Consider the following 12,396-nt stretch of genomic DNA (forward strand, 5'->3'; position numbering starts at 1 on the left):
GGCATTTTATCACCCGCCAAGAAAGATAAATGGAACGCAGGCACCATCAAGCGCATCCTCACAAATGAAAAATATAAGGGAGATGCACTTTTGCAGAAAAGCTACACCGTAGATTTCCTTACAAAAAAGAAGAAAGCCAACGAGGGTGAAATCCCTCAATACTATGTTGAGAATAACCATGAAGCGATTATCGAGCCAGCGGTCTTCGACCTGGTCCAGAACGAGTTAGAAAAGAGAAACCCTGCAAACAATCGTCACAGCGGTGTTCATATATTCTCTGGCAAGATAAAATGTGGAGCATGTGGAAGCTGGTACGGTTCAAAGGTATGGCATTCAAACAGTAAATACCGACGTACAGTCTGGCAATGCAACCACAAGTTCAACGGACAGCAAAAATGCTCCACTCCCCACCTCGATGAAGATACTATAAAAGAACTCTTCGTGAAGGCTACTAATAAGCTCCTGGAAGACAAGGATGAAATCATAGCAAACTTCGAATCCATGAAGGATATTCTTTATGACACTGGTCCCTTAGAAACCAAACAGGCCGAGCTTCAGAATGAAATGGAGATTGTCACTGAGCTGATACAACAATGCATTAATGAAAACGCCAATGTTGCCTTAGATCAAGGAGAGTACCAACGAAGATACGATGGCTTGGTACAGAGGTTTGACACTACCAAAGAAGATTTAGAAAATGTATCCGGGCAGATTAAAGAAAAAGTAACCAGACGCCAAACAATGACAGCTTTTCTCGACGAACTTAAGAAGCAAGATGAACTGCTCACAGACTTTGATCCACTCCTCTGGCACAGTATGATTGAGCACGTGACAGTCAATAGCGCCGACGATATGAATTTTGTTTTCAAGAACGGGACAGAAATAAATATCTAACATTTTACAGCGAAACAGCCCGCACTATGGCGAGCTGTTTTTCTTCTATTAAGGCTCCACATTTCGTTCTAAAACAAATCGGGTCTTCTTTGTGAAAAGTAGTAAGGATGACTCTCAATAAAATCTAACGCCTTGGAATCACTTAATACTTCAGGTGTTCTATCTTCCCATCTCTCATTTTCCTTCCCGTTAAAGGATTTTCCTGTTGTAACCTTTGTGACTTCAATACTTCCGCCAGAGACACTCATTTCCAACTGATGACTGTTTTTCCCATAGCCTTTATATGGCTCATATGAATGACTTATCCCATCAAATTCTCCTGCTCGAAGTGCATATAAAACTTCCTTTCTTTTCATTTGACCATCCTTTCTGCTCCTTTTACGACAATTCACTGTATGCTTATCCTTAGCAATTTAAGCTGCTATTTTTGTATAAGGATTTACCCATGTTTGATGTTCGTCTAAGCAATACCCTAATTTTTTTGCAACTTCTTTATTACTTGCCGAGGGGTTCCAACCTTCAGGGAGATTTCGAATATGGCCCCTGACATTGATTTCTACAATTGGAATATTACTTGGAACGTTTGTAGGGGTTACTACTGATATTGTTGGGGCAACATTATTTCTAGTTTTTAAACTATTTGTTAGACCATTCTTAGTGTGTGTTGATTTGATGGCTGCTTCTATGGTAGCCTTATTTTTTACAACAAGCACAATCGTCACCACTGAAAGTATAGCCACTGCCCCAATTGCTATTTCCTTCTTATGTTCTTTAGCTTTTTCAATAAAGCTTTTCTTTTTATTCTCATTTATGTTTCCGTCAATAGTATGGTTTGCTCTTGATTGAATATCCATGTCTGCACCTCCACGATTTTCTACTGGTTCTTCTATAACTAAATATTATCATTATGGTTTATGTTGCACAAGACTTATAAATGACATAATATATATATTAAAGGAGGCGTTTTATCCCATGGACGACTTATTGAGGAAAAAAGCGAAATTCTGGAATGAAAGATTGAAAAAGTGCATGGAAGCTGGGGGGTATACTCAATCCTCTCTAGCAGAAGCATTAAATACCAAATACGGAACTAGGTATGGACAAAAGGCTGTTAGCGGATGGTTGAATATCGGAGCTGTCCATAAAAACGGAGAAGTTAGCTTTCCTAAGTTTGACACCTTAGTTCTCATTGCTGATTTCTTTAATGTAGATATTGGATATCTAATTGGTGAAACTGATGAAAACTCATTTTCGTTGGAGAAAGCATGTAATTTCACGGGCTTAAGTGGGGATGCTTTGAAAGCCATCATGGAAATTACACATCCTGAAAATGATAGCAGCTACATGTGGGAAGATAATAGAAAGTCCTTAAACACGTTTCTTACCGCTGAGGGTTTCTCCAATTTTTTTAATAGCCTTCATGATCTTTATCTTACATCAATGATGCCGAAACGAGAGAATCGATTATTTGAAGACATGGATAGCGCAATTGATTACATGCGTGATTTGGAGTATCGAGGTAAAATTGAACGGTATGAATTGAACGAAGCTCTTGTAATGTTGATAAATGAAATCTATCCTAGCCCACCACAAGACGCTCTCTCTATACGCTGAGCTATTTACTTTTGAATAGGACGCCGCTTTCAAGAAAAATTCAAAACCCAAAACCATTGATCATTTACTTCAGTGGTTTTGGGTTTAGTCTCTTTTAATTAGGTTTTATCATTTTTCGTAGATGTACTCTGTTTGTCTTGATTTAAAACTACGGCTTCCAAATCGCTTAGGAAAGGATAGTAATGGAATTCATCTTCAAAAATTGCATTAAACATCTCGGATTCATATCCCGATAACATAGGTGTATATTTTCGATAAATCAAGTTATGCTCATCGTTGAAGACAAATTTATCTGCATCATTGGGTTTTAAAATTCCAATAATTTCACTCGTACCAGTTTTTCTTAGCATAATAACCTCGTAAACGGAATTATAGACTTCAATACTTTGATCTTCCGTCCCGTCCATTCTATCTGATGCAAGCATTATCTGATACTCGGTCATGATATTAGATGAATCAACTTCAAGATAATAATAGTGGTTTTGTGGACTCCTTAACAGTTTAAAATCCTCTCTGCTGTTAAACACCATATATGTTTTAGGATTGTACATACGAGATCCAGTATAATTACTATCTCGGACAGCATAAAAGTCTTCAATATATTGTTTCGAATCCCTTAAGATATTTTTGCAAAAATCCAAGTCAGATTTTATAGTTGTAAGGGCCTCCTTTTTCAAGTGGACTCGCCCATCTTTACTAAAATCTGGGATGCTTACATCACCCTTCGTTTTTAAAATATCAAACTTATTCTGAACATATATTTGATATCTGTGCTTAAGTGTGTTGTTAAAATCAGAAATATAAATAAACTCACTCATGGTTGCTAAGCCCTTAAAATCAGTTATAAACTGGCCTGTAAACTCAGGGAACTTTTGAATTTCGTTTGTTACATTAAAAAGTGATGCTTTCTTTATATGAAGAGCTTTTTCTCCGAGTAGACTAGAATTAATCCACTGCGCAAAAGTATCGAAGAAATTATGCAATAACCCCATAATTTCAATTGTCAATTTATCAATGATTACTGTAACACCTATTTCGAACCCAAGATAATCAACAAAATTGCTTCCTATCTTAAATGTTCCTTGTCCAGTGTTAATCGCATCAGAATATACTTTCTGAACTTCTATTGATTCTGATTCATGGTATTTTTCTACGACCTTTTGTAAAGCGTTAAGGCTTATCTCCGCTAAATACAGCTTGTATTTACAAGAATCATAAAATTGATAAGAGTCGGCTACTTTTTTATCTTTTAGTAATTTTAGAAATTCATAATCCATGTTCCGTTCACCTCATACTATTAAAATTTTTACTTCATACAAAAATAACCGGATTATACCGGCTTCTAATCTGCATACCCTTTTTGTACTTTGCATACCCCTATGCACAACACTTTTGATGTTCATTAAATTGTATCAATCTCTGTATGATTCTCTCATATACTCTACCTTTGTATGGCTCAATCATTTCTACCAATGTCTTTACAATACTGGTTGGAGTATAAAACTCTCCTCCGCCCTTTCCTTCTGCTGATGCAAACTGTCCAAGGAAGTATTCATATACTCTTCCTAGGAGATCCTTTTCACCGTTATTGTGTAGCTTTATTGTAGAAATAAGGTCGATAAGCTCCCCGAGTCTTCTCTTATCAAGCTCAGGTCTGGCATATCTTTTATCCAATACTCCCTTGAGGGATGGGTTCTCTTTTTCAATAAGTATCATAGCATCATCAATAAACTGGCCTATCTTGGGATCTTTCGCATTATCCATGATATATGACCATCTGGCTTCTTTGGGAACCCAGAAGATGTTCTCAGCCAAGTATTCATCTCTGTCTTCTTCAAAGCCTTCTCCTTCTTCAACCAGTTCATTGAACTTGGTTTCGAATTTATCGGATATGTATTTAAGGAATATCAATCCAAGCACAACATACTTGTACTCAGATGCATCCATGCTTCCTCTTAGTTTATCTGCTGCTTTCCAAAGGGTTTCTTCAAAACCAATATTGCCTGTATTCTCAGCCATGTGTTCCCTCCTTGTCAAAAAATTATAATCATTATAAAACTAAAATTAAGATAAGTATGGCTATATTGCTATCACAATATTTTCACTAAAAATAATATAGCCTCCATTGTCAAACTCAATTTTGAATTCCTTTAACACACCACTAATAGAAGTTACTCTTTTAGTATCTATAATAGCTCGGATGTATCTATTCTTCATCTTTGCCGTGTATTTCCAATACCATTGAACTGGTTTAACTTCATGAACCAATAGAAATAGTTCCCCCATCGGATATTTATATGATTCTCCTAATATATCCCTAATCATTGAGCTTGATAAATCTCTGATTTCCTCTAAATATGAATGTCCATAATATGTACAATAGTCACTTAATAAATTCCATATATTTTCTTTGCCTTCTTCGCCATTCATGTCAAAATACACCCATTTAAACATGAAATTTTCCTCGTTGTTATCATATTCGGATTTTAACATATCATACATTAATGATTTTGCTTCTTCATTCTCTTTAACCTTATGGTAATTAGATTTCATGGTGCTCTTCATTTTAAACATTAAATCTTTGTCTTTTAAAGCTTCCTCCCGAAGTATGCCATATTTTTTTCTGGTCAAAAATACAGGGTACTTATCAATAACATAATAAGGCATAGAATATCCTCCTATTGTCCAAATTTCTTTTGAGTAAATAATATACTATCATGTCCCTAACCATCAGCAATCCTAATAGAAATTAAGAACTAATGTATTACTACTGTTTTAAGATTACTCAGTACTTAAGAAAAATTATTTATTATTATTGTAACATATTTGTCAGATAATTCCTATAATAGGAAATCATTTGTCTGGAAATTGTCTGGAAATTACCTCTAATAGTTAAAATATGAATAATTTTCGAGGGCACCTAGTACATTACCATCTCTGTGAAATAATTCCTAACGAGCCCACCCCCCTCTTTGGTGAGGTGCTAATTGGATAATTGCTCATGTCATTCTGGTCTGGGCTTTATTAATATCTAAATGAAAGGATGAGTTGTATGTCAAGAAAAGAATCATCAAGAAGAAGCATGGCTTCCTCCGTTTTGAGGAGGTCTCATCAGCTGTGGAAGATGGGCATCAAGGTATGTGTGTCCTGGAGTACACTCCTAAAATTGTGTTGGAGACTCCTAAAGAAGGAGTTGGAGACCTCTGTATCAATTATACGTGGAGTAACCTTCTCCAATGATGACGGAAGCTCAAGACAAATGCTTATCGAGAGATTGTCCAGGCTCCCAAAAGGTCTCTATTGGCTAAATCTTAGAAGGGAGAGTGATAACACTTATGATGCAAATGCAATACGGGTTGATGCTGATCGAGTAGACAATATGTCTGCCCAACTTGGCTATCTACCCAGGGATCTTGCCCAGGTACTTGCACCTGAAATTGACAGTGGAAAGGAGGTTGTTGTAGTTGATTTCTCCTTCTCGCAAGGATGGAATGGAATCTTCGGGGTCAAGCTCTATTATGCTTGTATATAGAAAAAGGCCCCCGAAGGGACCACTGCGCTCAATTACAGTGTATCCCATCATATTGTAGTTGTCAATTATTAATATATGTTGAAATCAAGATGCCTCAGAGGTTGCTCTCTGGGGCTTTTTGTTTTCTCAGTCGAACGTGCGTATTGCTAAGCTGTTTAAACGTCTCCTGTAGCCTCTTATAGGCTCTGAGAGGCATATAAATTACTAAGGAGGATCAATTATGTTAAACTACGAAACCATGTCAAATAAGAACCTACTGAAGCTTGCCTTATCCGAGAACAATGAAAAGATTCTGGAGTCCATTACGGAGTATTTTGGCAGTCTATCAGGGATACTAATCAATTCTGGCCCTGAAGAGCTTGAAAACTTCGGTCTGCCAAGACACAAGATTGAACAAATCAAGGCCTATCGAGAAATTGCAAGAAGGCTATATGAGGCAAAGGTCTACAAGGGAGTAAGGATAACCTCTCCTGAGGTTGTCTATGATCTACTGAAGAACAAGCAGATGCATCAGGAGGTTGAGACATTCAGCGTGGTGCTGCTGGACACCAAGAATCAGGTCATAGATATTGTTGAAATATCCAAGGGAACCATAAACCAAGCCATTGTACACCCTAGAGATGTCTTTAAGCTAGCAATTAGAAGGAACTCAGCCCGCCTTATTTTATCACACCCACATCCAAGTGGAGATGCCACACCATCAAGTGAGGATATTAGTGTAACCAAGAGGCTTGTAGATGCCGGTAACATCATCGGTATCAAGGTCGTGGACCATGTGATCATAGGCAATGGGTCATATGTGTCCCTTAAGGAGCTGGGGGAGATATGAATCCCTCCCCTCTCCACCTCATAACCATATGTCCGTATGTGGGATCAGTTCCCTTGGACAATTTCATATGCAACAACTGCACCCTATTTATGGAGACTTGCATACCCATTGTCACTTCAGATGATGGGTACTCAGCTTCTAGTGAATGTGACAGGTATATGTGTGAAGGATGTAGCTCAAGAATCTGTATATATAATGTAGATTACTGAAAGAAATGGACTCTAGACCCGAATCTTATAATACCTACTATATTGAGGGATTTGCACAATGAACCCATAAATTAAACAACAATTATTTTGAGAATCCCTAAAAATAGACATTTTTTGGTCTCATGGATGCTAGAACTGTCCTTAACAGCAAAAAGTACTTTTCGTATGCCTTTGGTGGGGGTTGTAGGACAATATAACATAAATCAATTCTTAATCTGTCTTAATCTTTAAATCAATGGAGAAGCCCACATACCTTACCTCATCGATGGACTTCACTTCAGATTGATTCAATTTGACAATTGTGTACCTGTAGTCACTGCTAAAAGGAATAAGGACCAGTGTGTCATCAACCCTTACTACTTTCCTGTAGTAGATTCTATCACTAGTATATATCCTGTATATCTTCCCATCTACTATTTTATCCACATCAGTAGGTACGGTGTCTAGGACACTAGACTTTGGTATTCCCAGCAAGTCCAGTGAGTTGTCATGAATCGTGTGTTTGGACATTCTCACCAGACGAAAACCTGGTTTTGCTTCTGGAACCTTAATTTCTTGGTCTTCATCTTCTTCATTATAACCCATTGTTCCTAGATTTTTAGCTGCTTCTGGATTATCATCTAGATACTGTTTTTTGGCATCTTCCATTTTATTGTAGTAGAGGTTTATATCTGATGCACTAAGTTGCTCTGAATAGAAATCTAAGCCTTTGGGCACTATCCAGTTTTCAATACCATCCACAAGTTTTTGAATTTCAATATCCAGGAAGACTGCTATCTTGATTATGGTTACTGCCGACGGTGTATACCTACCTCCTACAAGATGTCGTATGTATCCATGACTCATATCAATAGCTTCCGCTACATTCTTGTAATTATATCCTCTCCACTTTATGAAATCCTTCAATCTCTTACCAATGATTTTGTTTGCCTCATGCTTGGAGTAATTACTCACGTTTATCACCTCTTTTTCAGAATACACTATTCACAGACAAAATTCAAGAGAATATTGTGTCGCAATTAATGTTTGCATATACAGTAATTTTGTGATACCATTGAGTATAAATAGTAAGGAGGTGTGTATTAATGCTTAAAAGCAGAGCTGATCCAGCTACAACTGGAGGATCACAGGAAAATTGAATATCCGTAGAAAAAAATAAGAAATGGAGTTGATTCGGATGAAAACAACAATGGATGACTATGATATAAACTTGTCTAAGAAAGAAAGGGATTTAGTAGAATACAATCCTTCGCCTGTGAGAAAAGCAATGATTCCCAAGAAGGAGCCAGGAAAGAAACGAGCAATATTTATCCTAAAAGAGCCAGACAAGCAATATCAGAGAAAGACGCTTCTCCCCGAACTCAATGAACGTATCAATCCCCACCTAGCCTACAATACCTTTGCTTACAGAAAAGGAGTCTCTATTGTAGATGTTGTCTCATTTCTAGAGCAACTAATTTCCAAAGGCTACAACCTTGTATATAAGGTAGACATCAGCAAATACTACGATAACATAAACAGAGAAATACTGTATGGGCAACTTGAACCCTTGGTCTCAGAGCAATGCCTTGATGACATTAAGCGTAGTATTGAGGTTCCATATGAATATAATGGATCACTGACATACCTGGACAAAGGGATATACCAAGGTATACCAATTTCATCCACCTTATCCAACCTATACCTTACGGATATGGACAACCTCTTCCAGGGAGAAAATGAAGTGTATTCACCTCGATACAGCGACGACATACTCCTTGTTGCCAAGTCCAAGGAGAAGCTTAAGAAGGCAATAACGGAGCTTAAGACTGAACTGAGAAAGAAAGGGCTTTGGTGCAAATGGAAAGAGGCGAGGAGATCAAACTTGGAAAAGAAAGAAACAACCTATCTGGGGCTAAGGATATCCAAAGGTAATAAGGGTCTAAGTGTGAGAGCATCTTATCACGCCGAAAGAGATTTGAGGAGAAAGATTCTTGAGGCCGACTCCGAGGAAAAGATTAAGGACTGCATAAGAAGCAGACTGTTCCACTACACAGTGGGAGGAAGATATCCAAACTACCAATTCAAGGCCAAGAGAATTGTTGAGGAAACTTTAGGAGGTGATGCTTGGGATAGATTGTTCAAAGATGATTGGATTACTAAACCCTATGGAGAGTGGAATGACATCAGGGATTAGTATCCAGTAAATATGTATGTATCGCAAATGAATCAGGGATAGAGTTGTGCTGCAGGAGGTAACCCCTGTCTCAGGAGCAGCACATATAGGCTCGCACAATAGCAACCGAAAGAATGGCCTCGTGCCTGAAATGGATACCTCTATAGTAACGAAGATATACATCGGTATAAGAAGGAGGATCCATTGGTGTGCTATATGGTATGTAGGAACGGAGAAGAAGTTGTTTCACCGCCGGCCGGCCCGCATCCAAAGGGGGTGCTACATTATGGTAGTGCTCGACTAAAGGAGTGTATATTGTGCTCCATGTTTCAAAAAAGGTGGTGATATCCTAGAAAATGATTTGTGAAGGTATGTTCGGATGGCTTATCTATCCATCGATTTGAGCAAGCCCAGTACCAGCAAGGAGCTGTTTGTATATGATGGGTCTGGCATAAGAGGCTGGACCCTCAGATTAATCTCTCGCTCAATTGAGGTATGTACCTAAGCTGAAGAATGACCTTAGCTGATATGCCTAGAAATATTAAACTAGTAAAACCAAAATCAGGAAGAAGAGACCTGGACAAAGATTAAGAAAAGACCAAGATAAGGCTTAGACCCATTAAAAATAATGAGGTACAAAAGATATGACAAAGACACAAGTAATTACAGAGGTTATTAATGTAACTCAGTTTGCTGAACTAATAGGAATAAGCAAAACGAACGCCTATAAGCTAGTACATGCAAATGGATTCCCTGCTTTTAGACCGACGCCAGGATGCATCAGAATTGCTAAGGAAGATGCTATTGAATGGCTTCGTAAACATCAAACTATGTAGTCAAGCACAATGTCTATTTTAGTCTGAAAGAATGAAAACTATTGTTAAAGGGGGTTCACAGTTGAAAAAGAAAAGGAAGCAATCGAAAATATGCAATAATGCTAAGGGAAACATCCCTACGCAAAGAGGAAAATATGTCATTGGAAAGAGGCCAGATGGAACCCTATTCCACGAAGCCTTCTTCGGTAACACTACTGAAGAGGTTGAAAAGAGAATAGATGAATTTATGGAATCACTCAATCATCAATAAGAATAGCTATGAGGGGTCATATAACCTGGCCCCTTTTATAACAAACTTTAGGGAGGATTTGAAATGAAGATGATGATAAAGAATAAGAAGAGAAGAGCAAACGGTACTGGTACTATTTACAGATCACAGGATAATTGGGTAGGACAAATCACTATTGGCAGACATGATGATGGGAGGCTTATAAGAAAATCCTTTACTGATAAAACGAAACTTGGAGTCATCAAAAAAATGGAAGCGTATAGAACGGAAATGAATTAGAAAAAATTGCCATGAGGGGGCACATAGCTTGTCCACTTATGAACTTATCCAAAAAGGAGGAAGCGAAGATGACAAAGGAAACACAAGAAAGAGGTCAAAAAAACAAGACCAGAGGCAATGGTGAAGGAACGATTTTCAATGAGGGAAATAGATGGAGAGGAATCATCACTGTTGGATTAAAGCCTGATGGTTCTCTTAACAGAGTCTATTTTTCTGGGAAGACAAAGCAAGAGGTCACTCGTAAAAAGAAGGAGCTTGAAGCATCTATTCAAAATGGAACCTACGTGGAGAAAACCAATATAACTTATGCAGCATATCTCAAATTATGGTTAAAGAAAAAGAAGAACAAAGTTAGCAATAAGAACTTTGATACACTGGAATATCATGTATATGAGCATATCATTCCATCAATTGGACATGTGAAGATCCAGAAACTTAAAAAGCCAATGATTGATGATATGTATACAGAAAAGTATGACTCTGGTAGGTTGGATGGAAAAGGTGGTTTGAGTCCAAGCACCATCAAGCATTTACATGAAACCATACGTATGTCACTGAATGAAGCCGTCATTGATGGATACATCATGAAAAACCCTTCCTTGAATTGCAACATTAACTTCAAGAAGATCAAAGATAAGAAGAAGTTCTATACAGCTGAAGAACAGCTGAAGATAATCGGAGCCATAAATACTGAAAGCACAACAGAGCTGTTGATATTAACGGATATGCTTACAGGTCTAAGGAAAGGCGAAATCACAGCACTTACTTGGGATGACATAGATTTTGAGAACCTGTCTATCCATGTGAACAAGGCAATTACTCAATTCAAAAACAGAGATGATGAGGGAAACAATTATGTAAGGGAAATCAAGGAACCAAAGACCAAGTCCAGCAATAGATATGTACCAATCACAGAAGAGCTTGCTGTACTTCTCAAAAAACACAAACAAAGAATGCTCCAGCAGAACCTCAAGGCTGGCAAATCAAGTAAGGAATATAACATAGTATTTCAATCCACGAATGGAACTCACCTGATGCAGGCAAATGTTTCTAGATCATGGAGAAATGTTCTAAAGAGAGCTGAAGTAGATCCAATCAGTTTCCATGGCATTCGCCATAGCTATGCAACAAGGCTTGCCGAAAATAATGTCCATCCAAAGGTTACTCAGTCCATTATGGGGCACTCCACTATCTCAACAACGCTAGATATTTATAGCCACGTTTCAAACACAATGGTGGACTCTTCCAGAGAAATTCTTACGAAACTATTCAAACTTGATTCAAACTATCTCTTAACTCCTGATAATAACTCCTTCAAGAATCATGACACAATAAGAGACATCTTTATACCTTATGAAGTAAAATAAAGGCAAACATAAGACTGCATTGCTCCGCTATTGCTCCGGGGAAAGGATTTTCTCTCCTTCAACCCTAAAGCTAAAACGCTACAATGCAGTCATTTCAATACTTCTATTTGGTACGCCCAGAGGGATTCGAACCCCCGACCAACTGGTTCGAAGCCAGCTACTCTATCCAGCTGAGCTATGGGCGCACAGTTGATTTAATACTATAATAGTATAACCTGTGGCGATATTGTTGTCAATGAACCTCATCTTCTCGATAGTGTCAATTTACTGTCGGATAAAAATAATTATAGCTTCTCCGTACATATATTTTAGATTCCTCGTACTGACTTTAACAGTACTGCTGTACCTGTCTTCTTTGCTGTATTGATGAATCTGATGTTTTGTATCCCTGCTTCTTTGGCTTTTCTTGCTCGTTTTGCGACTCGTTTGTCGAACTCTATTATCTTTGTTTC

General features: G+C 37.9%; 15 protein-coding genes and 1 tRNA gene. 9 read left to right on the top strand and 7 right to left on the bottom strand.

What is annotated here, in order from left to right; translation table 11 throughout:
* A partial coding sequence (locus ACOEN1_RS12905; RefSeq protein WP_422487316.1) for a recombinase family protein occupies nucleotides 1-894 on the top strand: 894 nt, incomplete at its 5' end.
* Between the two features lie 68 nt (nucleotides 895-962).
* Here ACOEN1_RS12905 and ACOEN1_RS12910 read toward each other — a convergent pair.
* Both ACOEN1_RS12910 and ACOEN1_RS12915 read right to left on the bottom strand, forming a co-directional pair.
* On the bottom strand, nucleotides 963-1,250 hold the full coding sequence (locus tag ACOEN1_RS12910) for a hypothetical protein (protein ID WP_091264108.1): 288 nt from the start codon (nucleotides 1,248-1,250) through the stop codon (nucleotides 963-965).
* A 57-nt stretch (nucleotides 1,251-1,307) separates the two neighbouring features.
* On the bottom strand, nucleotides 1,308-1,748 hold the full coding sequence (locus tag ACOEN1_RS12915) for a hypothetical protein (RefSeq protein WP_422487317.1): 441 nt from the start codon (nucleotides 1,746-1,748) through the stop codon (nucleotides 1,308-1,310).
* 118 nt (nucleotides 1,749-1,866) lie between these two features.
* Between ACOEN1_RS12915 and ACOEN1_RS12920 the strand changes: the two genes are divergently transcribed.
* Nucleotides 1,867-2,508, top strand: a complete 642-nt coding sequence (locus ACOEN1_RS12920; RefSeq protein ID WP_422487318.1) for a helix-turn-helix domain-containing protein — start codon at nucleotides 1,867-1,869, stop codon at nucleotides 2,506-2,508.
* A 98-nt stretch (nucleotides 2,509-2,606) separates the two neighbouring features.
* On the opposite strand, the gene ACOEN1_RS12925 is transcribed toward ACOEN1_RS12920, so the two are convergent.
* The 3 genes from ACOEN1_RS12925 to ACOEN1_RS12935 form a co-directional block, all read right to left on the bottom strand.
* Entirely contained in the window at nucleotides 2,607-3,785 is a 1,179-nt protein-coding gene (locus tag ACOEN1_RS12925) for a hypothetical protein (protein ID WP_422487319.1), read from the bottom strand.
* A gap of 100 nt (nucleotides 3,786-3,885) precedes the next feature.
* Nucleotides 3,886-4,527: a type I restriction-modification system subunit M N-terminal domain-containing protein gene (locus ACOEN1_RS12930; RefSeq protein ID WP_422487320.1), complete on the bottom strand. Its 642-nt coding sequence runs from the start codon at nucleotides 4,525-4,527 to the stop codon at nucleotides 3,886-3,888.
* 60 nt (nucleotides 4,528-4,587) lie between these two features.
* A complete protein-coding gene (locus ACOEN1_RS12935) occupies nucleotides 4,588-5,175 on the bottom strand; it encodes a hypothetical protein (RefSeq protein ID WP_422487321.1) in 588 nt (195 codons plus the stop codon).
* Between the two features lie 385 nt (nucleotides 5,176-5,560).
* On the opposite strand from ACOEN1_RS12935, the gene ACOEN1_RS12940 reads away from it, so the two are divergent.
* Nucleotides 5,561-6,040, top strand: coding sequence for an HIRAN domain-containing protein (locus tag ACOEN1_RS12940; protein WP_422487322.1), 480 nt, complete (start codon nucleotides 5,561-5,563; stop codon nucleotides 6,038-6,040).
* Between the two features lie 220 nt (nucleotides 6,041-6,260).
* The gene (radC, locus tag ACOEN1_RS12945) at nucleotides 6,261-6,869 is read left to right on the top strand and encodes a RadC family protein (RefSeq protein WP_422487323.1); all 609 of its coding nucleotides are present in this window, start codon (nucleotides 6,261-6,263) and stop codon (nucleotides 6,867-6,869) included.
* A 419-nt stretch (nucleotides 6,870-7,288) separates the two neighbouring features.
* Here the strand turns inward: radC and ACOEN1_RS12950 are convergent, their stop codons facing one another.
* Nucleotides 7,289-8,032, bottom strand: coding sequence for a helix-turn-helix domain-containing protein (locus tag ACOEN1_RS12950; RefSeq protein ID WP_422487324.1), 744 nt, complete (start codon nucleotides 8,030-8,032; stop codon nucleotides 7,289-7,291).
* Between the two features lie 223 nt (nucleotides 8,033-8,255).
* Here ACOEN1_RS12950 and ACOEN1_RS12955 point away from each other — a divergent pair, with 223 nt between their 5' ends.
* From ACOEN1_RS12955 to ACOEN1_RS12975, 5 genes are all read left to right on the top strand, one after another.
* Entirely contained in the window at nucleotides 8,256-9,254 is a 999-nt protein-coding gene (locus ACOEN1_RS12955; RefSeq protein WP_422487325.1) for a reverse transcriptase domain-containing protein, read from the top strand.
* A gap of 623 nt (nucleotides 9,255-9,877) precedes the next feature.
* Nucleotides 9,878-10,069: a helix-turn-helix transcriptional regulator gene (locus tag ACOEN1_RS12960; protein ID WP_422487326.1), complete on the top strand. Its 192-nt coding sequence runs from the start codon at nucleotides 9,878-9,880 to the stop codon at nucleotides 10,067-10,069.
* Nucleotides 10,070-10,130: 61 nt separating this feature from the next.
* The gene (locus ACOEN1_RS12965) at nucleotides 10,131-10,319 is read left to right on the top strand and encodes a hypothetical protein (RefSeq protein WP_422487327.1); all 189 of its coding nucleotides are present in this window, start codon (nucleotides 10,131-10,133) and stop codon (nucleotides 10,317-10,319) included.
* Nucleotides 10,320-10,382: 63 nt separating this feature from the next.
* Complete coding sequence (locus tag ACOEN1_RS12970) at nucleotides 10,383-10,577, top strand: hypothetical protein (RefSeq protein WP_422487328.1); 195 nt, start codon at nucleotides 10,383-10,385, stop codon at nucleotides 10,575-10,577.
* Nucleotides 10,578-10,645: 68 nt separating this feature from the next.
* Nucleotides 10,646-11,944 carry a site-specific integrase gene (locus ACOEN1_RS12975; RefSeq protein ID WP_422487329.1) on the top strand — a complete coding sequence of 433 codons (1,299 nt, stop codon included), beginning with the start codon at nucleotides 10,646-10,648 and terminating at the stop codon, nucleotides 11,942-11,944.
* A gap of 108 nt (nucleotides 11,945-12,052) precedes the next feature.
* Here the strand turns inward: ACOEN1_RS12975 and ACOEN1_RS12980 are convergent.
* A tRNA-Arg gene (locus ACOEN1_RS12980) sits at nucleotides 12,053-12,129 on the bottom strand.
* Nucleotides 12,130-12,396: the final 267 nt, after the last annotated feature.

This window comes from Gudongella sp. DL1XJH-153 (assembly GCF_049310905.1).
GTDB lineage: Bacteria > Bacillota > Clostridia > Tissierellales > Tissierellaceae > Gudongella.

Bases quoted from the DNA above. Each gene is read 5' to 3' on its own strand.
- ACOEN1_RS12910 (WP_091264108.1), bottom strand. From the start codon at position 1,250: ATGAAAAGAAAGGAAGTTTTATATGCACTTCGAGCAGGAGAATTTGAT.
- ACOEN1_RS12915 (WP_422487317.1), bottom strand. From the start codon at position 1,748: ATGGATATTCAATCAAGAGCAAACCATACTATTGACGGAAACATAAAT.
- ACOEN1_RS12920 (WP_422487318.1), top strand. From the start codon at position 1,867: ATGGACGACTTATTGAGGAAAAAAGCGAAATTCTGGAATGAAAGATTG.
- ACOEN1_RS12925 (WP_422487319.1), bottom strand. From the start codon at position 3,785: ATGGATTATGAATTTCTAAAATTACTAAAAGATAAAAAAGTAGCCGAC.
- ACOEN1_RS12930 (WP_422487320.1), bottom strand. From the start codon at position 4,527: ATGGCTGAGAATACAGGCAATATTGGTTTTGAAGAAACCCTTTGGAAA.
- ACOEN1_RS12935 (WP_422487321.1), bottom strand. From the start codon at position 5,175: ATGCCTTATTATGTTATTGATAAGTACCCTGTATTTTTGACCAGAAAA.
- ACOEN1_RS12940 (WP_422487322.1), top strand. From the start codon at position 5,561: ATGTCAAGAAAAGAATCATCAAGAAGAAGCATGGCTTCCTCCGTTTTG.
- radC (WP_422487323.1), top strand. From the start codon at position 6,261: ATGTTAAACTACGAAACCATGTCAAATAAGAACCTACTGAAGCTTGCC.
- ACOEN1_RS12955 (WP_422487325.1), top strand. From the start codon at position 8,256: ATGAAAACAACAATGGATGACTATGATATAAACTTGTCTAAGAAAGAA.
- ACOEN1_RS12960 (WP_422487326.1), top strand. From the start codon at position 9,878: ATGACAAAGACACAAGTAATTACAGAGGTTATTAATGTAACTCAGTTT.
- ACOEN1_RS12970 (WP_422487328.1), top strand. From the start codon at position 10,383: ATGAAGATGATGATAAAGAATAAGAAGAGAAGAGCAAACGGTACTGGT.
- ACOEN1_RS12975 (WP_422487329.1), top strand. From the start codon at position 10,646: ATGACAAAGGAAACACAAGAAAGAGGTCAAAAAAACAAGACCAGAGGC.